This window comes from Streptomyces sp. MMG1121 (genome assembly GCF_001280015.1).
Lineage (GTDB): Bacteria > Actinomycetota > Actinomycetes > Streptomycetales > Streptomycetaceae > Streptomyces.
The window spans coordinates 55,383-79,140 of the sequence record NZ_LGDV01000177.1; the positions used below are offsets into that span (position 1 = coordinate 55,383).

Sequence of the window (23,758 nt, forward strand, 5' to 3'; positions counted from 1 at the left end):
GTCAGAGCGCCGGGGTGAGCTCCTCGGTGATCCTGGTCGAGGCCCGGCGGGCCTCGACCGCCGGGTCCGCCCCGTTCAGTACCCGGGTCATGTACTCCTTGATCGGGTTGTCGGCCTCGACGTCGGCCCACTGAGGGGTGCTGGGGGTCGCCCTGCCGTGCGCCGCGCCCGCGGCCATGGCGGCGACCCCCTCCTCACCCGTGACCGCGCTCGCCAGCCGGGTCCTGTTGGGCACGTAGTTCATGGCGCGGGCGAGTTCGGTGTCCCACTTGGCGCCGGTGAGCGCGCCGACGACGGCGGTCGCGGCGAACTGGTCCTTGGTGTTCTGCGGGATCACGAGGTCGGAGCCGCCGGTGAACACGGTGCCGGGCCGCGCGGCGGTCTTCCCGGGCACCGGGAAGAAGCCCAGCTCGCCCTTCAGGTCCGGGTTCTGCTGCACGATCGACTGGGCGAGCCCGGGTACGGCGACGATCTGGGCGACCTTGCCGCCGGCGAACACCCCTGCCTGCGGCGGGTGTTCCTCGTCGGCGCCCACGGGGCCCCGGCCCAGCGCCTGCAGCCGGCGGTAGAAGTCCATGCCGCGCAGCGCGGCCGGGGTGTCCAGGGCGCCCTTCCACGCGTAGTCCTTCTGCACGGCGAGGTCGCCGCCCTCGTCCCAGATGAAGCCGGAGAGTGTGTACCAGTCCTGTCCGGCGAGATAAATGCCCTGGTTGCCGCCGGAGTCGAGCTTCTCGGTGTCGGTGAGCCACTCGGCGCGGGTCTTCGGCGGGCCGGCGATGCCGGCCGCCTCGAAGAGGTCCTTGCGGTAGATGACGACGCGGTTGGCCGCGTACCAGGGGATGCCGTACTGCGCGTTGCCGTCCTTGCCGGGCTCGGCGAGGCCGGGCAGCCACTGCTCCTGGCCCCAGTCCCGCATCGACTCCAGCGTGAGGTCGGCGAGCCGGCCGCCGTCGGCGTACAGCGGGACCTGGGTGTTGCCGACCTCGATGACGTCGGGCCCCTTGCCGGAGTCCTCCTTGAGCGCCGCGCGGACCTTCTCGACGATGCCGGTCCACTGCTGGATGCGGATGTCGAGGCGCAGGTCCTGGTGGGTGCGTTCGAAGTCCTCGGTGAAGCGCTGGAGGAACTCCTTCGAGGCGCTGTCCTTCATCAGCCACACGGTGACGGTCTCGCGCTCGTGCCCGCCCGGGAGCATCCCGCAGGCACTCACGAGGGAACCGGTGACACAGACGAGGGCGAGCAGACGACGTCTCACGAGGGGTCCTGTTCTGTCTGGCAAGGGGTGCGGACAGGTGTGGGGGCCCGACGTGGGGGACGAGCGGGAGCGCTCGCACGGGTGTGCTGGATTTTGGTATGGACCAATCCGTAGGTCAAGGGGCGGCCGCGACGGGGATGCGGCACGGTGGAGTACGGCGTGACACGAGAGGAGCACCCTCATGTCGAATCACACCTACCGGGTCACCGAGATCGTCGGTACGTCGCACGAAGGCGTCGACCAGGCCATCCGCAACGCCATCGCGCGTGCTGACCAGACCCTGCGCAATCTCGACTGGTTCGAGGTGACCCAGGTCCGCGGCCAGATCGAGAACGGACGGATCGAGCACTACCAGGTGGGGCTGAAGGTGGGTTTCCGCCTGGAGGACGAGGGCTGACCCGCCCCCGCCCTCAGGTGCGCCCTTCCCGCTCCTGAGCCTCCTGGAGCGCCGCGGACCGCGCGGCCCAGCGGGCCCGTACGACGGCGAACCCGGCGCGTTCGGCGTCGTCACAGACCAGCTCGTCATCGTCGACGAGAACACGGACCTCGCGGCCCTGGGCGAGCCGGCGCAGGATCTCCAGCTTGGTGAACCGGGCGGGCCTGCGATCGGCGTTGCCCCGCATGAACACACGCCCCTCGGGGAGCCCGTGGGCCGCGAGCCAGTCCAGCGTGTCGCGCCGGCACCGCTCGGGACGGCCGGTGAGATACACGATCTCGCACTCCGCGGTGCTCGCCACGGCCAGCGCGACACCCTCGGTGATCGGCGGGTCCTGCGGCGCGGCCGCGAAGAACCCGTCCCAGTCCCGCGGCCGGTCCTCCAGGAAATGCTGCCGGTGGGCGGTGTCGGCCAGGGTGTTGTCGAGGTCGAACACCGCGAGTGGGCGCCTGCTGCTGTCGGTCACCCGGCCACCCTAGCCAGGCGCCACCGCGCGCGGGAATCCTCGGCCGCGCAACGCGTTGACACCTGAGTGAGCAGCTCAGTGATCACCCGGACCCGGTTCTCCGTACTCGACCGTTCCCGCACCCGCGAGGGGCACGCGCCCGCGGAGGCGCTGCGGGACACCGTCGCGCTGGCCCGTCAGGCGGAGGCGCTCGGCTATCACCGTTTCTGGGTGTCCGAGCACCACGGCGTGCCCGGCGTCGCCGGTTCCGCGCCGACCGTGCTCGCCGCCGCGGTCGCCGCGGCCACCCGCACGATCAGGGTCGGCACCGGCGGGGTGATGCTGCCCAACCACCGACCCCTCGTCGTGGCCGAGCAGTTCGGTGTCCTGGAGGCCCTGTTCCCCGGCCGGATCGACATGGGACTCGGGCGGTCCGTCGGCTTCACCGACGGGGTGCGCAGGGCCCTTGGCCGGGACAAGGAGGACGCCGAGGACTTCGGGGCGCAGCTCGGCGAGCTGCTCGGCTGGTTCGAGGGCACCTCGCCGACCGGGGTGCGGGCCCGTCCCTCCGAGGGCCTGCGGGTGCCGCCGTTCGTGCTGGCCATGGGCGAGGGCGCGCGGATCGCGGCCCGCGCCGGGCTGCCCATGGTCATCGGGGATCTGCGCGCCCGCGAGAAGCTGCTGCGCGGCATCGACCAGTACCGCTCCCTGTTCCGCCCCTCCCCCTGGGCGCCCGAGCCGTATGTCGTGATCTCCGGCACGATCGCGGTCGCCGGCACCGCGGCGGAGGCGCGGCGGCTGCTGGTGCCGGAGGCCTGGTCGATGGCGTACTCGCGCACCCACGGCACCTTCCCGCCGCTGGCCCCCGCCGAGGAGACCGAGGCCCGCACGATGACCGCGAAGGAGCGCGGCTTCTACGACTCCGGGCTCGCCGGGCACATCGCGGGCACGTCGGAGCAGGTCGCACACGAGCTGGAGACGGTGCTGAAGGGGTCGGGCGCCGACGAGGTCCTGGTCACCACCAGCGGCTACGACCGTACGGCCCTGCTGGACTCCTACCGGCGGCTCGCCGCGCTCTTCGCCCCGGGCCGCTGAGGCCCCGAGATGCGCGGACGGCGGGGGCCGGTGAACCTGGGAGGGAAAGCCTCTAGCGACGAGGAGGGCTGCCATGTCCGTGATGGACAAGCTCAAGCAGATGCTCAAGGGCCACGAGGACCAGGCCGGCCAGGGCATCGACAAGGCCGGCGACTTCGTGGACGAGAAGACGCAGGGCAAGTACAGCGGCCAGGTCGACACGGCTCAGGACAGACTGAAGGAGCAGCTGGGGCGGGACACCGACAACCCTCCGCAGTAGCGGCGCACGGGCGCGGATAGGGTTGCGCCTGACATGCATCACCCCCATGACCCCTACGTCCGCGTCCGCGGCGCCCGTGAGCACAATCTCAAGGGCGTCGACGTCGACATCCCGCGGGACGTCCTGGCCGTGTTCACCGGTGTGTCCGGCTCGGGGAAGTCGTCGCTGGCGTTCGGCACGATCTACGCCGAGGCCCAGCGGCGGTACTTCGAGTCGGTCGCGCCGTACGCGCGCCGGCTGATCCACCAGGTCGGCGCGCCCAAGGTCGGGGAGATCAGCGGGCTGCCGCCCGCGGTCTCGCTGCAGCAGCGCCGTTCGTCCCCGACCTCCCGGTCCTCGGTGGGCACGGTCACCAACCTCTCCAACTCCCTGCGCATGCTGTTCTCGCGTGCCGGGGACTATCCGGCCGGCGCGGAGCGCCTCGACTCGGACGCGTTCTCGCCCAACACGGCGGCCGGTGCGTGCCCGCAGTGCCACGGCCTCGGCCAGGTGCACGAGACCTCCGAGGAACTGCTGGTCCCGGATCCCGCGCTGTCCGTGCGCGACGGCGCGATCGCCGCCTGGCCGGGCGCCTGGCAGGGCAAGAACCTGCGGGACGTCCTCGACGCGCTCGGCCACGACGTGGACCGGCCCTGGCGCGAACTGCCCGCCGAACAGCGCTCGTGGATCCTGTTCACGGACGAGCAGCCGGTCGTCACCGTCCATCCGGTACGGGACGCCGACCGCATCCAACGCCCTTACCAGGGCACGTACATGAGCGCGCGCCGGTACGTGCTGAAGACCTTCTCGGACACCAAGTCGCAGACGCTGCGGGCGAAGGCGGAGCGTTTCCTGACCAGTGCGCCGTGTCCGGTGTGCGGGGGCAGCCGGCTGCGGCCCGAGGCGCTCGCGGTGACCTTCGGCGGCCGGACCATCGCCGAACTGGCCGCGCTGCCGCTGACCGACCTGGCCAGGCTGCTCGACGGCCGCGACGAGACCGCCCGGGTACTGACCGAGGACCTCAAGTCCCGGATCGCGCCCGTCGTCGAACTGGGCCTCGGCTACCTCGGCCTCGACCGGCCCACCCCCACCCTCTCGGCGGGCGAGCTGCAACGGCTGCGACTCGCCACGCAGTTGCGCTCCGGGCTGTTCGGCGTGGTGTACGTCCTGGACGAGCCGTCCGCCGGACTGCACCCGGCGGACACCGAGGCCCTGCTGACCGTGCTGGACCGGCTGAAGGCCGCCGGCAACTCGGTGTTCGTGGTGGAGCACCATCTGGAGGTGGTGCGCGGCGCCGACTGGCTGGTGGACGTCGGCCCCGGCGCGGGTGAGCACGGCGGGCGGGTGCTGTACAGCGGGCCGCCGGCCGAGCTGGCGTCGGTCGAGGGGTCGGCGACGGCCGCGTTCCTCTTCGACGAGTCCCCCGGCCCGGCGCGTCAGGTCCGCGAGCCGCACGGCTGGTTGACGGTGGGACCGGTCACCCGGCACAACCTGCGCGCGGTGACGGCCCGTTTCCCGCTCGGCGCGTTCACCGCCGTCACCGGGGTCTCCGGTTCCGGGAAGTCCACGCTCATCGGCGAGTTGACGCAGGAGCTGGACGGGGTGGAGCGGCTGGTCCGGGTCGACCAGCGGCCGATCGGACGGACCCCGCGCTCCAACCTGGCCACCTACACCGGCCTGTTCGACGTGGTCCGCAAGGTGTTCGCGGGCACCGAGGAGGCGCGATCGCGCGGCTACGGCGTCGGACGGTTCTCCTTCAACGTGCCCGGGGGACGCTGCGAGACCTGCCAGGGCGAGGGGTTCGTCAGCGTCGAGCTGCTGTTCCTGCCGAGCACGTACGCGCCGTGCCCGGACTGCGGCGGCGCCCGCTACAACCCCGAGACGCGCCAAGTGGCGTACCGGGGGCGGGACATCGCCGACGTGCTCGATCTGACGGTGGAGGCCGCGGCGGAGTTCTTCGCCGACGTCCCCGCCGCCGCCCGGAGCCTGTCCACGCTGCTCGACGTGGGCCTCGGCTATCTGCGGCTCGGGCAGCCGGCGACCGAGCTGTCCGGCGGCGAGGCCCAGCGGATCAAGCTGGCGAGCGAGCTGCAGCGCGGGCGGCGCGGCCACACCCTGTACCTGCTCGACGAGCCGACCACCGGACTGCACCCGGCGGATGTGGAAGTGCTGATGGACCGGCTGCACGGGCTGGTCGACGCCGGGCACACGGTCGTGGTGGTCGAGCACGACATGACGGTCGTGGCGGGCGCCGACTGGGTGATCGACCTGGGCCCCGGCGGTGGCGACCGGGGTGGCCGCATCGTGGCGTCCGGTCCCCCGGAGCGGGTGGCCCGGTCGGCGGACAGCGCCACGGCGCCGTACCTGGCACGGGTCATGCCCTGAACACCGCCCGTCGTCGGCACGTGCCCAATGCATCGATGCGGTAACCGAGTTGGACCGCCGGGGCGGCCCATGGGTGATCCTTGACCATAATGAGGCCGTGTCCATCTCACCCGAGCGTTCAGGCGACCTCGAACTCGACGACGGCACGCCCGTGCGGTTCTTCCTCGCCCCCGGGACGGGCGCGGTCCCCGCGGCCGGGCAGCCGGACGACGATCTCCCCGCGGGCATGGGCCGGGTGGTGCCGGTCGGCGCGGGCGGCCGGGCCGTCGCGAACTTCGCCGCCGACGCGCTGCGCGGCGCACTGCGTCCGATCGGTCCGCTGCTCCAGGAGGTCCACGACGCCGCCACGGCGGTGCCCGAGCCGCCGACCGAGCTGAGCGTGACCTTCGGCGTACAGGTCGGCCAGGACCTGAAGTTCGGGATCGTCGGCGCCGCCGGGCAGGCGCATCTGACCGTCACCGCCAGCTGGAAGCCGGCTCCGGACACCGGCACGACCCCCGCGGAGTGAAGCGTGGGCTGGTTCCACATCACGGGGGACGGCGACGACGACCCGTCCCGGTACGTCGTCACCGTGCGGCGGACCGACGACGGCAGGACGGCGGGCGCGGGGCTCGTCCTCGGCCATGACACGGTGCTGACCTGCGCACATGTCGTCAACGCCGCAATGGGCCGGGACATGTTCGACCTCAGGGCACCCGGCACCGAGGACGTGCCCGTCGAGATCCGCGAGCCCACCGCCGGCTCCGTGCGCCACCTCGCCCGGGTGGCCCACTGGATCCCGCCGCGCGGCCGGGACGGCGGGCCGGTGCGGCCGGGCACCGACGAGTGGCTCGGCGACCTCGCCGTCCTGCGCGTCGACGCCCCCGCGTCGGGCCTGCCCGGCGGCCCCCGCCAGTCCGCCCTGTCGGTCGGCCAGAAGCTGCACGCGTGGCACGGCACCGGCCGCGACTCCACCGTCGCCCGGCTCACCGTCGCCGCCCTGCACGGTCCGCACGGCTACGTCGACGGCGCGCCCACCGGCATGGCGGTCGGCCCCGGCTACAGCGGCGGCCCCCTGTGGTGCCAGGAGGAGAACGCCGTGGTCGGTCTCGTCGCCGGGCATTTCATGCCGGTCGACGCCGCCGGGGAACCGCTCCCGCTCGACTTCCAGAACGTCATCCGGCGCAGCTGGGTCGTCCCCTGGCAGGCCGTCGAGGCCGAACTGGGCCCCCTGGGCGTGCTGGACCGGGTCCGGCCCGTGCCGCCCGACACCGACGAGCACGCCTTCGAGCTGCTCGTCGAGGCGATCGAGGACGCGCTCCCCTCGCCCAGCGGGCGCGGCGACTGTGCCCGCCGGCTGGCCCGGCTGTGCGGGGTGGAGCACGGCAGCGACGTCCGTCCGCCCTGCGCCGAGGACTTCGCCGCGTTCCTGCTGACGCATCCGCGCGCGCTGGCGGCACTGAGCGGGCTGCTGCGCCGGGACGATCCGAGGTCCGCCGACCGGATGCTGGCCGCGGGCGCTCTGTCGCGCACCCCCAGGCTGCTGTCCCCGTCCGAGTACGCGGACCTGCGCGGCCGGCTGCGCGCCCTCGACCCGGCCGCCACCGCACGGTTCTCCGAGGCGGTCCGCGCGGCGTTGCCCCACCTCGCGGCCCAGCCGGGCGGCGACACCGTGGACGCGCTGGTCGACCGCCTGGAGATCCTCCCGGGGGACGGTCACGCCAGCGGTGACGAGCGCCGGGTGCCCGCGCTGCTGCGGGTGGTGGAGTACGTCGCGGCTCTCGTCCCCGACATCCAGCGGGCCCGGCTGCGGCTGTGGTCGGACGGGGTGGCCGGCCGGCTCGGCATCGAGCGCTCCGCGCTGGGCGAGCGCCGCTACGACGCCCATGAGTGGGCGCGTTCGGTGCGCGGACGTACCGCGCGCGGGCGGGTCCTGGTGCAGGTGACGGAGGCCGGGCGGGGCCGGCACCGGCTGCGGATCTGGTGCGACGAGGGCGCCGGACCCCGGCAGGTGTCGACCCAGAGCCTGCGGACGTACTCCGCGTCCGAGGCGGCCCGCGAGGTGCTGCGCGTCCTGGACTCGCTCACGCCCCCGCCGGAGGACGAGCGGCCACCGCTGGTGGAGGTGCTCGTGGACCGCGGCGGACTCAACCTGCCCGTCGACGAGTGGGCGGTCCGGGACCCGGCCGAGCTGGTGCCCGGCGTGCTCGGGGTGGAGTTCCCGCTGGTCGTGCACTGCCCCGAACTCCTGCGCCGCAACGGGCGGTTCCTCTCCCGCTGGCGCAGCAGATGGAGCCGTCTGGACTCCGGCGGGACGCTCGTCGTCTCCGACCCCGCCGAACAGAGCACGCTCTACTCGCAGCTCGTCAACCAACTCGACACGGTGCGCGTCTCCGTTGACGTACCGCCCGGTCCGCCCCGGGACGGCATCGTGCAGACCTGCCTGGCCCTGGGCATACCGGTGGTGATGTGGGACCGCGGCGAGGACGGACCCGCGCACAGCGTCCGGCACATGTCCCGGGTCGCCACCCGGGAGCTGCCCGACGGCGTCCACAGCTACCGGGCGGGCGCCTGGGCCAATCCACCCGAGTTCCCCGGCCGTCCGGTCCTCGCCTGGGCCGACGCCGACCGCACCGTCCCTCGTCTGCATCTGTCCGAACCCCAGGAGGGCCCATGACATCCGCCGCCGACGCCGACTGGCGCCTGTTCCGAGGCGACGGCGTGCCCCGTGACGTCGCCCTCCCCTCCGCCCCGCCCTGGCGGCGCTTCACCCCGGCGCGCGCCCCGCGTCCGCAGCTGCCGTACGTGATCGACGAGCGGCACGCCGACATCGTCAACGCGGCGCTGCACCTGCGCCGTCCCCTGCTGGTGACCGGTCCCGCGGGCACGGGCAAGTCGTCGCTCGCCCGTGCCGTGGCGCTGGAACTGCGCCTGGGCGACCTGCTGCGCTGGTCCGTCACCAGCCGCTCCACCGTGCCGGAGGCCCTCTACGTCTACGACGCCATCGGCCGGCTGCGCGAGACCACGCTCCACCGGGACCGCGGTGAACGCGAGCCGTCCATCGGGCAGTTCGTCCGGCTGGGGCCGCTCGGCACGGCGCTGGTGGGGTCGGCCGCCCCGCGCTGTCTGCTGGTCGACGAGATGGACAAGGGCGACGTCGACCTGCCCAACGATCTGCTGACCGTGTTCGAGGAGGGCTACTTCGAGATCAAGGAGCTGGTCCGGCTGCCGGAGGACACCGCGGACGTGGAGGTGCAGACCTCCGACCACCGGGGCACGGTCCGGGTGCACCAAGGGCTCGTGCAGTGCTCCGAGTTCCCCGTCGTGATCATCACCAGCAACGGCGAGCGGGACTTCCCGCCCGCGTTCCTGCGCCGGTGTCTCAGGCTCGAACTGCCGGTGCCCGACGAGCAGCGGCTGCGTACCATCGTCGCCGCGCACCTGGGCGAGGAGGCGCTGCGCGAGGCGGACGACCTGATCGACGCCTTCCTGCGCCGCCGTGCCCTCGGTGAACTCGCCACCGACCAGCTGCTGAACGCCGTGTTCCTGCGTACCGGAGGCGTCGACCTGGACGCGGACGGCCTGCTGGACGCCGTACTGCACCAGCTCACCGGGGCGATGTGAGCGGGGCGGACGGGGGCGGGCCGCTGGGCGAGGCACTGCGGGTGCTGGCCGCCTGCGGGCACCACCTGGACGCGGACCAGGTCCTCGACGCGCTGTGGCTCGCCCGCCGAATGCCCGCCGACGCCGACGCGCCACTGCTGCGGCTGCTGCGCGAGCCCGCTCCGGCGCCGGGCCACCCCGTGCCCACCCCCGCCCCCGAGCCCGGCCGTACCGCCCGGCAGACGCCGACGCCGGACCCCGGCGACCCGGACCTGCCCGATCTCACCGCCCCCGCCCTCTACGCCGCGGCCCGGCGCAGTCCGGTGCCCGAGGTGCGGCTCGCCCGGTCCGCTCCCGAGCCGCGCCGGGCGATGCCGGTACGGGTGCCCGAGGACAAGGCCCTCGCCGACGAGCTCCAACTGGGCCGGGTGCTCAGGCCGTTGCGCCGCCGCCTCGACAGCAGCCACCGGATGGAGGTCGACGAGGAGCGCACCGCCGCCCAGCTGGCCGAGACGGGCCTGCCCGACGTGGTGGAACGGCCGGTGCGGGAACGCTGGCTGAATCTTGCGCTGCTCGTCGACGACGGCCTGTCGATGCTGCTGTGGCACCGGCTCGGCGCCGAACTGCGCGCCCTGCTGGAGCGGCTGGGCGCCTTCGCCGCCACCCGGGTGCTGGGCCTGGACACCCGCGCCGCCCGTGAACCCCGCCTGCACGCGCGGCCGTTCCGTCCCGAGAGCGGCACGCTGCCGCTGAGCACGGTCAACGACCCCTCGGGCCGCACCCTCGTCCTCGTCGTCAGCGACGGCATGGGCGCGGCCTGGCGGTCCGGTGCCATGCACCGGCTGCTGGCCCGCTGGGCGGTGCTCGGTCCGACCGCGGTACTGCAGACCCTGCCGCCGGACATGTGGGAGGCCTCCGGTATCGCCGCCGAGCGCTGGCAGGCCACCACCCGGCGGATCGGCGGCGCCAACGCGGCCTGGGAGGTGGGCGATCCGCTGCTGCCGCCGGAGCTGTCCGTCTACGACGGGGTGCCCGTGCCCGTCCTGGAGCCGACGGCCGGGTCGCTGCGTACCTGGGCGCGACTGCTCGCCTCGCCCGGTACCACCGTGGAGCTGCCCCTGCTGGCCCGTCCCGACCCGTACGGCAGCGTGGCCGGCGCCCGGGACCTGACCAGCGCCCAGCACTTCCGGGACGCGGCCACCCCGGAGGCGTACCGGCTGGCGGCCCATCTCGCTGCGGTCTCGCCGCTGTCGGTGCCGGTGATGCGGCTGGTGCAGTCGGCGGTGCCTTGGCCGGCCACGACCTCGCATCTGGCGGAGGTGTTCCTGGGCGGCCTGGTCCGGCCGCACCCTGCGCCGGTGCCCGGACCGCTGCCCGCCAAGCACCGGGTCTTCGACTTCGCCGAGGAGTCCAAGTCGGTGCTCCTGGACTCGGTCCCGCAGGCCGAACTGCTGCGCACCAGCCGTAGGATCGGCCGCCATCTGGAGGAACTCGCGGGCAACGCGCCGGACTTCCCGGCCTGGCTGGCCCATCCCGACGGCTCCGCCCAGCTGCCGGGCACCCACCACCCGTTCACCAGCGTCGAACGCCGGCTGCTGACCCGCTTCGGGGTGTCGTTCGACCGGGTACCCGGCCTGCCCTCCCGGGAGCCGGAGCGCACCGCCGCGGGAGGCGACGGCTGGTCGCCCCTGACCGACGCGGACCCGGCGCGGCTCGGTCCCTACACGCTGCGCGACCGGCGCCGGGGCCGCCGTACGGTTCTGTACCGGGGCACCGACGCGGACGGCACCGAGGCGGTGCTGCGCACGCCGCGGCCCGATCTCCCGGCGGCCAACGCCCAGTTGATCGCCATGGAGACGCAGGCGCTCTCCCGGTTGCAGGGACAGTACGCCCCCGCGCTGCTCGCCTCGGGTCTGGAGGACTCCCCGCCCTGGCTCGCGATGACGCCGATGGGTGACCCGGAGGCGGGGGACGGGGGGCCGCCTCGGCTGTCCGAGGTGTTCGCCCGGTCCCTGCAGGACGGCACCGCCCCGTTCGACCTGGTGCGCGGTCTGCTGGTCTCCTGGCATGTGGCGAACGCCCTGGCCCTGTGCCATGCCGGCGGGCTGGTCCCCGCCGACTTCGGCATGGACAGCGTGTACGTGCTGCGCCGCACGGTGGCACTCGCCGATCTGTCCGACTGCGTCGTGGACGGCCGGTATCTGGGAACCGGCCCGGCGCCGACCGTCGCGGACAGCATGCGCTCACTGGGCGCGGTGCTGCAGCTGATCAGCAGCAAGGCGGGCGTGGAGGTGCCGAGCCTGCCGGAGGGCATGCACCTGTGGCAGGGCGACGGCTGGGAGAAGCTGCGGCACCTGGTGCTGCGCTGCCTCGACGACGATCCGGCCCAGCGTCCCACGGCCGGCGAGGTCGCCGACGCCCTGGCCAAGTACATCGCGCTGGCCCGGCTGCGGCTGGGCGAGGACGCGTCCGCGGCCGCCCTGCCACCGGGCGGCCGGCCGGCCGCGCCCGTACCGCTGACCCCGCCGGACCCGCCCCCCAAGGCACCGGGGGCCGGCCGGGTGCCCCTGCCCCGCTTCAGGGCGGTACGCGCGCGGACCAGGGAACGCCTGGCGCGGCTGAGCGAGCCGCTGCCGCACAGCAGGCGGCTGACCCTGGTCAGCGCCTACCACTACAGCGGCCGGGCCACCGCGACGATCGCGCTGGGCTCCCTGCTGGCCGCCGTACGGGACGACCCCGTCCTCGCCGTCGACGGCGCCCCCGCCGAGGGGGCGCTCGCCGCGTTCCTCCCGCGCGAGCGCAACCCGGCCGTGCCGAGGGATCTGGCCGCCCTGCCGCTCGGTCCGTCGTACGAGGAGATCCGCGCCCGGACCACACGCCTCGGCTCGGGCCTCGAGGTGATCGCGCAGCGGGCGGGGCACTACGGGCCCAACTCCACGCACGCCCAGGAGTACCTGCGGGTACTGGCCCATACGGCGCCGTACTACTCCTATGTCCTGACCGACTGGGCGCCGGTGCGCGCGGACCCGGCGCTGGAGGTGGTCCTCGGGCACACGGACCGGCTGATCCTGTGCTGCGGCGCCGCCGACTGGTTCCGTGACGCGGCGGCGCGCGGCCTCGACCGGATCCGGGAGGCCGGGCACCACCGGCTGGCCGACCAGGCGGTCGTGGTGGCCACCCGGACGGACGGCTCCTATCGCCGGGCCCGGCACCTGGACGTCGACGCCGGCCAGGTGGTGCAGGTGCCCTTCGACCCCGCGCTGCAGTCGGCGCACTGGGAGCTGAACGATCTGCGCGCGGCCACCGTGGAGGCCTATCTGCGGCTGGCGGAGCTGGTCGCGCGCCCCCTCCGCTAGAACACCACGGGGGACGCGGGTACGGGCCGGCCCGTGACCAGCGCCGTATGGGTCCAGGCCGGTTCCGGGCTGACCGGCTGGGCCGCCCGGGCCAGGGCGCGGCGGTCGGGGTGGGCGCCCGGCGGGATCAGCGGCCGTATCTCCACCTCGGCGACCAGGCCCCGGGCGCGGGCCACCCGCCACAGGGAGGCGAGCAGGGTGTCCTCGCCGACGAACGCCGCCGCCGTGCCCGGGCCGCCGCCCTCCTGCCGGTAACGCAGGCTGACCGGCTGTACGGGCACGCCCGCGTCGAGCGCGGCCTGGAACACCGCCCGGTGGAAGCGGCCCTGGGCCCGCCCGCACCAGGTGCTGCCCTCGGGGAAGGCGGCCACGGCCGCGCCCGCGCCGAGCGCCCCGGCGATCCGGGCGACCGTCTCGGGCAGGGCGCGCAGCCGGTCCCGCTCGATGAACAGCGCCCCGCCGCGCGCGACCAGCGCCCCCGCCACCGGCCACTGCCGGATCTCGGTCTTGGCGAGCATGCGGGCCGGGCGTACGGCGGTGAGCAGCGGGATGTCCAGCCACGAGACGTGGTTGGCGACCAGCAGCAGGCCGCCGGCGGGGGCGGGGGCGCCGGTGAGGCGGACCCGGACGCCGATGGCCCGCACGATCGCCCGGCACCACCGCCGGACCCACTCGGCGGGGAGCCTCCCGCCGAGCGGGGTCAGCGCGATCCCGGCCAGCAGCAGGGCCGCGACGGCGGTCAGCCGCAGCACGGCCCGGGGTACGGCCGCCGCGGTGCGGGCCTGCTCCACACAGGCGCCCGGGGTGCAGGGCGCGCTGGGCAGCCAGACGCTCATCAGGCCGGCACGAGGGAGAGGAAGTGCCGCAGATAGCGCGGGTTGACCCGGCGCATCGACAGCAGCACGTACAGGTCGGCGACCCCGAAGTCCGCGTCGTGCGCGGGTTCGCCGCACACCCAGGCGCCCAGACGCAGATAGCCGCGCAGCAGGGCGGGCAGCTCGCCGGGACCGGCGGGGGCCCCGGCGTTCGGGACCCACGGCAGCAGCGGCCGTACCCGGAACTCCTCGGGGGCCAGGTGCTTGGCGCGCACCCGCTCCCAGGTGGCGCCCGCGAGGACCCCGCCGTCGCCGAGCGGCACCGAGCAGCAGCCCGCCAGCCACTCGTGCCCGCGGTCGATCATGTAACGCGCTATCCCGGCCCAGATCAGGCTGATGACGGCGCCGTCGCGGTGGTCGGGGTGCACGCAGGAGCGGCCGACCTCCACCAGTTGGGGCCGGATCGCGTCGAGCGCGCCCAGTTCGAACTCGCCCTCCGAGTAGAGCCGTCCGGCGACCGCGGCCCGCTCCGGGGGCAGCAGCCGGTAGGTGCCGACGACCTGGCCGGTCATGGTGTCGCGGACCATCAGGTGGTCGCAGTAGGCGTCGAAGGCGTCGATGTCGAGGCCCGGCTGCGGGGTGGCCAGCAGGGCCCCCATCTCCCCGGCGAAGACGTCGTGCCGCAGCCGCTGGGCGGCACGCACGTCGTCCTCGTCACGGGCGAGGGTGACGGTGTAGCGGGTGGGAGCCGCGGGCTGCGGGGGACGGTCGAGGGTGGACACGCCGGTCATGGCTTCTCCTGGTCACGGGCCGGTTCGGCGACAGCGGCGGGCGCGATGCGTACGGCCCGTCGCTCCTGTTCTTCCGATGCCGGTTTGCGTGCGCGTGACCTGTGCCAGGAGCTGGGATGTGGGAATGCTGAACGCCGGGGTCTTGGCCGTCGCCGCGAGCCAGACGGGGCCGGGGATGAGCACCACTCCCGGCCCCGCCCGTCCGCCCCCTGTTCTCGTGGCGAACGTCTCCTGCTCAGCGGGCCGCTACCGCTTGCCCGCCTTCCGGGTGGCCCGCAGCCACTCCTTGTTCATGCCCGTGATCGACACCAGCGGGATGCCCTTGGGACAGGCGGTCGCGCACTCCCCGGTCAGCGTGCAGCCGCCGAAGCCCTCGGCGTCCATCTGCGCCACCATGTCCAGCACCCGGGTCTCCCGCTCGGGCCCGCCCTGGGGCAGGACGTTGAGATGGTTGACCTTGGCGGAGGTGAACAGCATCGCAGCGCCGTTGGGGCACGCCGCGACGCACGCCCCGCAGCCGATGCACTCCGCGTGCTCGAAGGCGAAGTCGGCGTCGGCCTTCGGGACCGGCGTGGCATGGGCGTCGGGGGCGGAGCCGGTGGGCGCGGTGATGTAGCCGCCGGCCTGGATGATCCGGTCGAACGCGGACCGGTCGACGACGAGGTCCTTGATCACCGGGAACGCGGCGGCCCGCCAGGGCTCGATGTCGATCGTGTCGCCGTCCTTGAAGGACCGCATGTGCAGCTGGCAGGTGGTGGTGCGCTCCGGGCCGTGCGCATCGCCGTTGATCACGAGGGAACAGGCGCCGCAGATGCCCTCGCGGCAGTCGTGGTCGAAGGCGACGGGGTCCTCGCCGGACAGGATGAGCTGTTCGTTGAGGACGTCGAGCATCTCCAGGAAGGACATGTCGGTCGAGATGCCGTCCACCTCGTACGTGGACATCGCTCCGTCGGCGCCGGCGTTTCGCTGCCGCCAGACGCGCAGGGTGAGCTTCATGCGTAGCTCCGCTGGGTGGGGTGGACGTACTCGAAGACCAGGTCTTCCTTGTGCAGGGTGGGTGCCGCGCCGGTGCCGGTGAACTCCCAGGCGGCCGCGTAGGCGAACTCCTCGTCCCTGCGGGCCGCTTCGCCGTCGGGGGTCTGGGACTCCTCGCGGAAGTGGCCGCCGCAGGACTCGGCACGGTGCAGCGCGTCGAGGCACATCAGCTCGGCGAGTTCCAGGTAGTCGACGATCCGGTTGGCCTTCTCCAGCGACTGGTTGAACTCCTCGCCGGTCCCGGGCACCTTGATGCGCCGCCAGAACTCCTCGCGGATCTGGGGGATGCGCTCCAGGGCCTTGTGCAGTCCGGCGTCGGTGCGGGCCATCCCGCAGAACTCCCACATGAGTTCGCCGAGTTCGCGGTGGAAGGAGTCCGGGGTGCGGTCGCCGTCCACCGCGAGGAGCAGGTTGATCCGGTCCTCGGTCTCGGCCAGCACCTCTTGTACGACGGGGTGTTCGGAGGTCACCGTCTCCTGGTGCGGGTTGCGGGCCAGGTAGTCGTTGATGGTGGCCGGCAGGACGAAGTAGCCGTCGGCGAGGCCCTGCATGAGCGCGGAGGCGCCGAGCCGGTTGGCTCCGTGGTCGGAGAAGTTGGCCTCGCCGATGGCGAACAGGCCGGGGACGGTGGTCTGGAGGTCGTAGTCGACCCACAGGCCGCCCATCGTGTAGTGCACGGCCGGGTAGATCCGCATCGGCACCTCGTACGGGTCCTCGTCAGTGATCCGCTGGTACATGTCGAAGAGGTTGCCGTACTTGGCCTCGACCGCCGCGCGCCCCATGCGCCGGACGGCGTCGGCGAAGTCGAGGTAGACGCCCTGGCCGCCGGGGCCCACTCCCTTGCCCTCGTCGCAGACGTTCTTCGCGGCGCGGGAGGCGATGTCCCGGGGGACGAGGTTGCCGAAGGAGGGGTAGATGCGCTCCAGGTAGTAGTCGCGCTCGTCCTCGGGGATCTGGTGGGGCGGGCGGGTGTCGCCCTTGGCCCTGGGCACCCAGATCCGGCCGTCGTTGCGCAGGGACTCGCTCATCAGCGTCAGCTTGGACTGGTGGTCGCCGGTGCGCGGGATGCAGGTGGGGTGGATCTGGGTGAAGCAGGGGTTGGCGAAGTACGCGCCGCGCCGGTGCGCCCGCCAGATCGCGGTCGCGTTGGAGTTCATGGCGTTGGTCGACAGGTAGAAGACGTTGCCGTATCCGCCCGAGGCCAGTACCACGGCGTCCGCGAAGTACGTGTCGATCCGGCCGGTGATCAGGTCACGGGCGACGATCCCGCGGGCCCGCCCGTCCACGACGATCAGGTCGAGCATCTCGGTGCGCGGGTGCATCTCCACGTTCCCGGCCGCGATCTGCCGGGACAGCGCCTGGTAGGCACCGAGGAGCAGTTGCTGGCCCGTCTGGCCGCGGGCGTAGAAGGTGCGGGAGACCTGGACGCCGCCGAAGGAGCGGGTGTCGAGCAGGCCGCCGTACTCGCGGGCGAAGGGCACGCCCTGGGCCACGCACTGGTCGATGATCTCGACCGAGATCTGCGCCAGCCGGTGGACGTTGGACTCGCGGGCGCGGAAGTCGCCCCCCTTGACGGTGTCGTAGAACAGCCGGTGGACCGAGTCGCCGTCGTTGCGGTAGTTCTTCGCCGCGTTGATGCCGCCCTGCGCGGCGATGGAGTGGGCGCGGCGCGGGGAGTCCTGGTAGCAGAACTGGACGACGTGGTAGCCCTGTTCGGCCAGGGTGGCGCCCGCGGAGCCGCCGGCGAGGCCGGTGCCCACGACGATGACCGTGTGCTTGCGCCGGTTGGCGGGGTTGACGAGCCTGGCCTCGAAGCGGCGCTTGTCCCAGCGCTCGTGGACCGGTCCCGCGGGGGCCTTGGTGTCGACGGCGGGCTCGCCGGTCGCGTAGTTCACGTAGTCGGTCATGTCAGCTCACCACTCCGGTCATGACACCCACGGGTACGGCGATGAAGCCGGCCGTGAGCAGCAGCGCGAGGACGTCGGCGATGGTCTTCAGGGCGCGGTCGCGGGTGCGGCTGCCGACGCCGAGGGTCTGCGCGGCGCTCCAGAATCCGTGCCGGATGTGCAGGCCGAGCGCGAGCATCGCGACGATGTAGATGACGTTGCTGTACCAGTGGGAGAAGTCGGAGACGACGTTCTGGTACGGGTGCCCGTGCTCGAAGCGGCCCGGGTGCACGGTGCCGGTGGTCAGGTCCAGGACGTGCCAGACGACGAACAGGCCGAGGATGACCCCGCCCCACCGCATGGTGCGGGTGGCGTAGCTCGCCCGCGGCCTGCCGTGCACGTACTTGCTGGGCCGCGCCCTGATGTCCCGGCGGCTGAGCTGGTAGGCGGACGTGGCGTGGGCGACCACGGCGACGACCAGCACGATCCGGATGAGCCAGAGCGTCCACTCGTAGTGCATGAACGGCTCGCCCAGGGTGCGCAGCCAGTGGGCGTAGTGGTTGAACTCGCCCGCGCCGAAGTAGATCTTCAGATTGCCGATCATGTGGACGACCAGGTACGCCAGCATGATCAGGCCGCTGACGGCCATGACCGTCTTCTTGCCGACGGTGGAGTCCCACATCGTGCGTGCCATGGACGGCCGTCGATCCGTCCGCGTTGCCAGAGCCATGTCCAGCACGCTAGGGCCGAAGGACCCGATCGGTCCAAGACATGGTCCGGCTCGTTTCCATAGGAGAAGACTATCCTGGCTGGATGCAGTTCCAGCAGCTCCAGTACTTCGTCGCCGTCGCCGAGACCCGGCACTTCACCCGGGCCGCCGAGCTGGTGCACGTCGCCCAGCCGTCGCTGTCGCAGCAGATCAAGGCACTGGAGCGGGAGCTGGGCGCGGATCTGTTCCTGCGCGCCCGTGGCAACATCACGCTCACCGACGCGGGCGAGGCGCTGCTGCCGCTCGCCCGGCGCATCCTGGCCGACGCGGACACCGCCCGCCACGAGGTGCAGGAGCTGGTGCAGCTGCGTCGGGGGCGGGTGCGGCTCGGGGCGACGCCGAGCCTGTGCACGGGTCTGCTGCCGGACGTGCTGCGCGCCTTCCACGACCGCTATCCCGGCATCCAGCTGCTGATCGAGGAGGGCGGCTCGCACGACCTGGTGCGCGAGCTGGCCCGGGGCGCGCTCGACCTCGCCCTGGTCGTGCTGCCGCTGCCGACACCGTCGCCCGCGCTGACCACGGTGGAGCTGCTGCGGGAGGACCTGGTCGTGGTGTCCTCGCCCGAGGCGCCGGCGCCCGGCCGGGGCGGGCGGGTGGTGCGGATCGCGGACCTGGAGGGCGAGCGGCTGGTGATGTTCCGGCACGGGTACGACCTGCGGGAGCTGACCGTGGCGGCCTGTCGCGCGGAGGGCTTCGAGCCGGACTTCGCCGTGGAGGGCGGCGAGATGGACGCGGTGCTCGGCTTCGTACGGGCGGGGCTCGGCGCGGCCGTCGTCCCGCGCATGGTCGCGTCCCGCTCCGGGCGCGGTCTGCGGGTGACCCCGCTGGCCCGGCCCGGACTGCACCGGACGATCGCGCTGGCACACCGCAGCGACGTCGCTCCGCCGCGCGCGGCCCGGGAGTTGCAGCGGATGCTGCTCGCGCACTGACCGGTCGCGCCGGCGTCCTGACCGTGCAACGCCCGGTCGCCTCCTGCGCGTACGGCTTCCTGCGCTTCAGCGGCGGCGTCCTCGCCCCCTACGTCACCGGGAGGCTCGCCGACGCCACCGATCCGAGCGTGCCGTGCTACGTCGGTGGCGCCGCCTTCGTCCTGGCGATCCCGGTGCCGGCAAGCGGTCACCGGCTGCCGGCGCGGGCCGAGTCGCACACGCGGGACAGCGAACCGCCGGCCCCGGTCAGCCCGTCGCGTCCACCAGTGCCAGATCGTGGAGCCGTTCCGGTGGGCCCGGCCTCGCGTAGTACCAGCCCTGGGCCGTGTCGCAGCCCAGTATCCGCAACTGCTCGGCCTGGGCGCCGGTTTCGACGCCCTCGACGGTGACCGCGAGGTCCAGGCTGTGGGCCAGGGTGACGATCCCCTCGACGATCTTCAGATCGACCGGATCGGCGGGGAACTGCTGCATGCCCTGGGTGAAGGAGCGGTCCAGTTTGAGGATGCTGACCGGCAGGCGCCGCAGATTCGCCAGGTTCGAGTAGCCCGTGCCGAAGTCGTCCAGCGCGATGTCGACGCCCATCTCGGCCAGCCGGCGCAGGGGTTTGAGCAGATCGTCGTCGGCGCCGATCAGCGCGGACTCGGTGACCTCCAGGCACAGCGCGTCCGGAGTGACACCCGAGCGCTCCAGGATGTCGACCGTGTCCTGGACCAGACCCGGATGAGTGAGCTGGCACGGCGACAGGTTGACGTTGATGCGCAGCGGCCCGGCACTCGTCTCCTCGCCGTACCGTTCACGCCAGGCGCGGGCCTGTCGGATGGACTCCTCCAGCACCCAGCGGCCGAGCGGAACGATCAGGCCGGTGTGCTCGGCGAGCGGGATGAAGCGGTCCGGGCCGAGGACCCCGTGCTGCGGATGCAGCCAGCGCACCAGGGCCTCGGCTCCGCGCACGCTGCCGTCGCCGAGGTGGACCAGCGGCTGGTACTCGATGAAGAACTCGCCGCGCTCCAGGGCGGTCGGCAGGGCCGTGGTCAGGCCGTGCCGGGTGATGGCGCGGGCGTCGGCCTCGGGGTCGGCGAGTTCGAAGCGGTTGCCGCCCGCCGACTTGGCCCGGTACATGGTGATGTCCGCGCTGCGCAGCACCTCCGCCGCGGTGCGCTCCCCGGCCGGGCCCTCGACGATGCCGAGGCTGCCGCGCACCATGAGGTCGCGGCCGTCGATGCTGATCGGGGTGACCAGGGCGCTCATGATGCGCTCGGCGAGTTCGTCCACCGTGCGCTCCGTGCCGGGCCCCGTGATCAGGGCCACGAACTCGTCGCCGCCGAGCCGGGCGACCATCTCGCCGGGCGCGGTCGCGCAGGACTGCAGCCGGTCGGCGACCTCGACCAGCAGCCGGTCGCCGGCCGCGTGCCCGAGGCTGTCGTTGATGGTCTTGAAGCCGTCCAGGTCGAGGTAGCACAGCCCGAAGCGCTGTCCCTCGCCGGCCGCCAGCGCCTTTTCCAGGCGCTCGAAGAACAGGGTGCGGTTGGGCAGTCCGGTGAGCGCGTCGTGCGTGGCCTCGTAGCGCAGCCGGAGGTTGAGCAGCCGCCGCTCGGTGGTGTCCTCCATCAGGGCGAGCTGGTACTGCGGGTCGCCGTCGGCGTCGCGCAGCAGCGAGACCGTCAGATTGGTCCACAGGACCGTGCCGTCCGGGCGGTTGAAGGCCTTCTCCATGTGGTAGTGCTCGCGGTTGCCGAGGACCAGCTCCTCGTACAGCTTCCAGGTCTGCGGGGCGTCCTCGGGATGCACCCAGTCCTGGACGCGGCGTCCGCGCAGGGTCTGCTCGGAGATCCCGAACATGCGCAGCAGCGCCCCGTTGACCTGGAGGATGTGGCCGTCGAGGTCGGCGATGCCGATTCCTATGGCCGCGCCCTCGAAGACCGCGCGGAAGCGGGCCTCGCTGGCGTGCAGCGCCTGCGCGACCACACCCTGGGCCCGCAATGCGGCCTGGGCGATGGACTCCTGCTCGGCGAGGGTGCGCTCGCGCAGCGCCTGCGCGAACCCGGCGGCCATCGTGTGCTGCAACCGCGAGGAACGCAGCCGCGGTGCGTCCTGGGGGGCCTCGGGGCCGTCCTCGCCGCAGTACAGCACCAGATAGGCGTCGACGCAGTCCAGCGTGCGAGTGAGCGCCTCGGGGTCGGTGCAGTGCGCGTCCACCAGGGCGGCACCGACCGCCTTCGCGCCGTCCGCGTCGAAGCTGTGCGCCCGCAGCAGCTCGCTCAACCGGCGGGCGAGCGGCAGCAGTTGCCGTTCGAACTCGACGCGGGTCAGCGAGGTGGAGGTCACCGGGTAGACCGCCCGGCTCCAGATCGTCGCGAACCGGCGCAGTCTGCCCTCCGGCCCGTCCGGCTCCGCGCTCACGCCGTGCGCCCCACGCCGGCGAATCCGGAGAAGGCGAACGGATCCTCGTCCTCCGGCGCCGTCTCCGGGCGCCAGTGCGGCATCGGCACCAGTCCGGGTTCCACCATGTCGTACCCCTCGAAGAACCGCGCGATCTCGTCGCGCGAGCGCATGATCAGCGGGTTGCGAATGTCCTTGTATACGTCCACCGCCCCCTCGGCCCGCTCGGCGGGCACCGGGATTCCCTCGTACGAGGCATGGGTGAGGATCAGCAGGCTGCCGGGGGCGAGCGCCTCCCGCAGCTCGGCCACCGCACCGTAGGGGTCGTCCGCGTCTTCCACGAAGTGCAGTATGGCAACGAGCAGGAGGGCCACTGGCCGATTCAGGTCGATCAGCCGCTCCAACCGGGGGCTCGCGAGGATCTCCTGGGGCTTGCGGAGGTCCGCCGCGATCACGTCCGCGTGCTCCTCGCCCGCCAGCACCGCCTCGCTGTGCGCGACGGCGACCGGGTCGTGGTCGACGTAGACCACGCGCGCGCCCGGTGCCGCCGCCCGGGCCACCTCGTGGACGTTGCCGAACGTCGGGATGCCCGAGCCGATGTCGAGGAACTGGGTGAGGCCCGCCTCGGCCGCGAACCGCACGGCCCGGCGCATGAACGCCCGGTTGGCCTGCATGGTTTTGGGCAGGCCGGGCATGAACTCCATCGCCTTGCGAGCAGCTTCCCGGTCGACCTCGAAGTTGTGCGAACCGCCCAGGTAGTAGTCGTAGATCCGCGAGACGCTCGGCACCGAGATGTCGATGCTCCGTGGGGCCCAGGCGGGACGCTCCATGTATCTCTCCAAGGCGTGGACGACAGGCGTAGGCGATCCGGTGTTCGAGCAGAGGCTACTGATCGCCTGCCAAAGGGGCGACCCGAACCGGAAATTGACCATCCGTTCCCGGTCACTGCCTGCGGCATGTGCCGGTCCGAACCCGCTGCGTGACGACCGCCCCTACCTGGGCTTCATCCGCCCAGCACAACGGTCCGCCCCCTCCGTGCGGTGCGGAGGGGGCGGACCTCGGTGGCGCTCCGGGCCGGGCGGGGCGATCGACCCTGGGGAGGTGATCTACTTGCCCGGCGCGCCGACCGGCTTGCCGTCGGGCGAGACGGCGTACCAAGTGCCGCCCACGCCCTGACCGTTGGTGTCACCAGGGGCCTTGTCCCCGGAGAAGGTGTAGATCGGCCAGCAGTTGACGGTCATCTGCTTCACACCGTCGGGACGGGTGAAGCCCATCAGGCCCTTCTTCTTGACGCCCTTCGTGTCCTGCTCCTTGACCGGAGCGACCGCGGGCCACTTCTCGAGGCAGGCTCCGGTGCAGTTCGAGACGGACTTGGGCCAGGCCTCGTCCTTCAGGAAGCGGTAGACCGTCCTGCCGTTCTTGTCGACGACGATGTCGCCGAGCTTGGGGTCCTTGCGGACGGACAGGCCGGGCAGGGCGGCCAGCGAGGCCTTCTTGCCGTCGGGCGCCAGCGCGAACCACTTGCCGCCCACACCCTGGCCGTTGACGTCACCGGCGCTGGCGTCCTTGGCGTAGCGGTACGCGGGCCAGCCGCCGACGGTGAGCTGCTTGGTGCCGTCGCTGCGGGTCACCTCGCCGAGCAGCGACTTGTCGATGCCGGCACCCGCACTGGCATCGCCGGCGGGCACCGGCGGCCAGGTGGTGGCGCAGTCGCCGTCACAGTTCGACTTGGGCGGGTCGGCGGTGTCGCTGTCGAAGCGGTAGAGGGTGAGGCCGGAGCCGTCGGTCAGGACGTTGCCGAGGTCGGGGTTGGCGGCCACGGTGAGCTTGCCCGCGGGGGCGGCCTGGGTCGGGGAGGCGGTGCTCTTGTTGCCGTCGGCGCCGTAGCCGTTGCCCGCGCCGGTGCCGACGGCGGCGCCGCCGGTCGGGCTGCCCGCGGGCGCGGTGGCCCCGACGTTCTGGGCCGCGGCGGCCGGACCGGCGCTGTTGTCCTGACCGCACGCCGTCGTCAGCGCCAGCACCGAGGCGGCTGTGGCCACCAGTGCGGCGGTCCGCCAGGAGGTCTTCATCGTCAACTCCCCATTATCGCCTGGATGTTGCGGAGACTTGCTGCGCCGCCGCACGGCCATGGGTACGCGGCGGAGGGGGCGGAGCGTTCAACGGGGACGGGAAGTTCTTCGGGAATTTCTTGGGGAACTTCATTCCGGATCCGGTGACGCGCGCTGCCTCGGCTCGGGGTGCGGCGCCTCGGCAGGAGGCGTACGCGGGCGCACGTTTCACGCCAACCGCACACTTCGACGCGTCAAACCATTGATCATGCGATGTACCCCCTTCGGATCAATCCCGGCGCACTACGGCACAT

General features: G+C 72.9%; 19 protein-coding genes. 9 read left to right on the plus strand and 10 right to left on the minus strand.

Annotated features, from left to right (window positions below):
- Position 1 precedes the first annotated feature (1 nt).
- A complete protein-coding gene (locus ADK64_RS16450) occupies positions 2–1,255 on the minus strand; it encodes an extracellular solute-binding protein (RefSeq protein WP_053659565.1) in 1,254 nt (417 codons plus the stop codon).
- A gap of 181 nt (positions 1,256–1,436) precedes the next feature.
- Between ADK64_RS16450 and ADK64_RS16455 the strand changes: the two genes are divergently transcribed.
- Positions 1,437–1,652 (plus strand): dodecin, encoded by a 216-nt coding sequence (locus ADK64_RS16455; RefSeq protein WP_053659567.1) that lies wholly within the window; start codon positions 1,437–1,439, stop codon positions 1,650–1,652.
- Between the two features lie 13 nt (positions 1,653–1,665).
- Here ADK64_RS16455 and ADK64_RS16460 read toward each other — a convergent pair whose 3' ends face one another.
- Positions 1,666–2,157, minus strand: coding sequence for a nucleotidase (locus tag ADK64_RS16460; RefSeq protein WP_053659569.1), 492 nt, complete (start codon positions 2,155–2,157; stop codon positions 1,666–1,668).
- Positions 2,158–2,223: 66 nt separating this feature from the next.
- Here ADK64_RS16460 and ADK64_RS16465 point away from each other — a divergent pair, with 66 nt between their 5' ends.
- From ADK64_RS16465 to ADK64_RS16495, 7 genes are all read left to right on the plus strand, one after another.
- Positions 2,224–3,231 carry an LLM class flavin-dependent oxidoreductase gene (locus tag ADK64_RS16465; protein WP_053659571.1) on the plus strand — a complete coding sequence of 336 codons (1,008 nt, stop codon included), beginning with the start codon at positions 2,224–2,226 and terminating at the stop codon, positions 3,229–3,231.
- A gap of 73 nt (positions 3,232–3,304) precedes the next feature.
- Positions 3,305–3,490 carry an antitoxin gene (locus ADK64_RS16470; protein WP_053659573.1) on the plus strand — a complete coding sequence of 62 codons (186 nt, stop codon included), beginning with the start codon at positions 3,305–3,307 and terminating at the stop codon, positions 3,488–3,490.
- Between the two features lie 33 nt (positions 3,491–3,523).
- On the plus strand, positions 3,524–5,854 hold the full coding sequence (locus tag ADK64_RS16475) for an ATP-binding cassette domain-containing protein (RefSeq protein WP_053659575.1): 2,331 nt from the start codon (positions 3,524–3,526) through the stop codon (positions 5,852–5,854).
- A 97-nt stretch (positions 5,855–5,951) separates the two neighbouring features.
- Complete coding sequence (locus ADK64_RS16480) at positions 5,952–6,362, plus strand: CU044_2847 family protein (RefSeq protein ID WP_234384601.1); 411 nt, start codon at positions 5,952–5,954, stop codon at positions 6,360–6,362.
- Between the two features lie 3 nt (positions 6,363–6,365).
- Complete coding sequence (locus ADK64_RS16485; RefSeq protein WP_053659577.1) at positions 6,366–8,510, plus strand: trypsin-like peptidase domain-containing protein; 2,145 nt, start codon at positions 6,366–6,368, stop codon at positions 8,508–8,510.
- Positions 8,507–9,457, plus strand: coding sequence for an AAA family ATPase (locus tag ADK64_RS16490; RefSeq protein ID WP_053659580.1), 951 nt, complete (start codon positions 8,507–8,509; stop codon positions 9,455–9,457). Before ADK64_RS16485 ends, ADK64_RS16490 begins: the two co-directional genes overlap by 4 nt.
- Positions 9,454–12,792, plus strand: coding sequence for an SAV_2336 N-terminal domain-related protein (locus ADK64_RS16495; RefSeq protein WP_053659581.1), 3,339 nt, complete (start codon positions 9,454–9,456; stop codon positions 12,790–12,792). The genes ADK64_RS16490 and ADK64_RS16495 overlap by 4 nt, the downstream gene beginning before the upstream one ends.
- Here the strand turns inward: ADK64_RS16495 and ADK64_RS16500 are convergent.
- The 5 genes from ADK64_RS16500 to ADK64_RS16520 all read right to left on the minus strand — a co-directional run bounded on the left by ADK64_RS16500 (position 12,789) and on the right by ADK64_RS16520 (position 18,013).
- On the minus strand, positions 12,789–13,628 hold the full coding sequence (locus tag ADK64_RS16500; protein WP_053659583.1) for a lysophospholipid acyltransferase family protein: 840 nt from the start codon (positions 13,626–13,628) through the stop codon (positions 12,789–12,791). The genes ADK64_RS16495 and ADK64_RS16500 overlap by 4 nt on opposite strands.
- A complete protein-coding gene (locus ADK64_RS16505) occupies positions 13,628–14,398 on the minus strand; it encodes a GNAT family N-acetyltransferase (protein ID WP_053659586.1) in 771 nt (256 codons plus the stop codon). Before ADK64_RS16505 ends, ADK64_RS16500 begins: the two co-directional genes overlap by 1 nt.
- 246 nt (positions 14,399–14,644) lie before the next feature.
- Complete coding sequence (locus ADK64_RS16510; RefSeq protein WP_053659587.1) at positions 14,645–15,394, minus strand: succinate dehydrogenase/fumarate reductase iron-sulfur subunit; 750 nt, start codon at positions 15,392–15,394, stop codon at positions 14,645–14,647.
- Entirely contained in the window at positions 15,391–17,340 is a 1,950-nt protein-coding gene (locus tag ADK64_RS16515) for a fumarate reductase/succinate dehydrogenase flavoprotein subunit (protein ID WP_053659589.1), read from the minus strand. Before ADK64_RS16515 ends, ADK64_RS16510 begins: the two co-directional genes overlap by 4 nt.
- Before the next feature lies 1 nt (position 17,341).
- Entirely contained in the window at positions 17,342–18,013 is a 672-nt protein-coding gene (locus tag ADK64_RS16520) for a succinate dehydrogenase (RefSeq protein WP_053659591.1), read from the minus strand.
- 119 nt (positions 18,014–18,132) lie between these two features.
- On the opposite strand from ADK64_RS16520, the gene ADK64_RS16525 reads away from it, so the two are divergent.
- Positions 18,133–19,017: a LysR family transcriptional regulator gene (locus tag ADK64_RS16525; RefSeq protein ID WP_053659593.1), complete on the plus strand. Its 885-nt coding sequence runs from the start codon at positions 18,133–18,135 to the stop codon at positions 19,015–19,017.
- A gap of 246 nt (positions 19,018–19,263) precedes the next feature.
- Here the strand turns inward: ADK64_RS16525 and ADK64_RS16530 are convergent, their stop codons facing one another.
- The 3 genes from ADK64_RS16530 to ADK64_RS16540 form a co-directional block, all read right to left on the minus strand.
- Positions 19,264–21,417, minus strand: coding sequence for a putative bifunctional diguanylate cyclase/phosphodiesterase (locus ADK64_RS16530; RefSeq protein WP_053659595.1), 2,154 nt, complete (start codon positions 21,415–21,417; stop codon positions 19,264–19,266).
- Entirely contained in the window at positions 21,414–22,226 is an 813-nt protein-coding gene (locus tag ADK64_RS16535) for an SAM-dependent methyltransferase (RefSeq protein ID WP_053659597.1), read from the minus strand. The genes ADK64_RS16530 and ADK64_RS16535 overlap by 4 nt, the downstream gene beginning before the upstream one ends.
- A 276-nt stretch (positions 22,227–22,502) precedes the next feature.
- Positions 22,503–23,465, minus strand: a complete 963-nt coding sequence (locus ADK64_RS16540) for an SCO0930 family lipoprotein (RefSeq protein ID WP_053659599.1) — start codon at positions 23,463–23,465, stop codon at positions 22,503–22,505.
- Between the last annotated feature and the right edge of the window lie 293 nt (positions 23,466–23,758).

Excerpts from the sequence above, each read along its gene's own strand:
- ADK64_RS16505 (WP_053659586.1), bottom strand. The coding sequence starts at position 14,398 with ATGACCGGCGTGTCCACCCTCGACCGTCCCCCGCAGCCCGCGGCTCCC.
- ADK64_RS16540 (WP_053659599.1), bottom strand. The coding sequence starts at position 23,465 with ATGAAGACCTCCTGGCGGACCGCCGCACTGGTGGCCACAGCCGCCTCG.
- ADK64_RS16475 (WP_053659575.1), top strand. The coding sequence starts at position 3,524 with ATGCATCACCCCCATGACCCCTACGTCCGCGTCCGCGGCGCCCGTGAG.
- ADK64_RS16455 (WP_053659567.1), top strand. The coding sequence starts at position 1,437 with ATGTCGAATCACACCTACCGGGTCACCGAGATCGTCGGTACGTCGCAC.
- ADK64_RS16470 (WP_053659573.1), top strand. The coding sequence starts at position 3,305 with ATGTCCGTGATGGACAAGCTCAAGCAGATGCTCAAGGGCCACGAGGAC.
- ADK64_RS16500 (WP_053659583.1), bottom strand. The coding sequence starts at position 13,628 with ATGAGCGTCTGGCTGCCCAGCGCGCCCTGCACCCCGGGCGCCTGTGTG.
- ADK64_RS16490 (WP_053659580.1), top strand. The coding sequence starts at position 8,507 with ATGACATCCGCCGCCGACGCCGACTGGCGCCTGTTCCGAGGCGACGGC.
- ADK64_RS16515 (WP_053659589.1), bottom strand. The coding sequence starts at position 17,340 with ATGACCGACTACGTGAACTACGCGACCGGCGAGCCCGCCGTCGACACC.
- ADK64_RS16525 (WP_053659593.1), top strand. The coding sequence starts at position 18,133 with ATGCAGTTCCAGCAGCTCCAGTACTTCGTCGCCGTCGCCGAGACCCGG.
- ADK64_RS16535 (WP_053659597.1), bottom strand. The coding sequence starts at position 22,226 with ATGGAGCGTCCCGCCTGGGCCCCACGGAGCATCGACATCTCGGTGCCG.
- ADK64_RS16510 (WP_053659587.1), bottom strand. The coding sequence starts at position 15,394 with ATGAAGCTCACCCTGCGCGTCTGGCGGCAGCGAAACGCCGGCGCCGAC.
- ADK64_RS16520 (WP_053659591.1), bottom strand. The coding sequence starts at position 18,013 with ATGGCACGCACGATGTGGGACTCCACCGTCGGCAAGAAGACGGTCATG.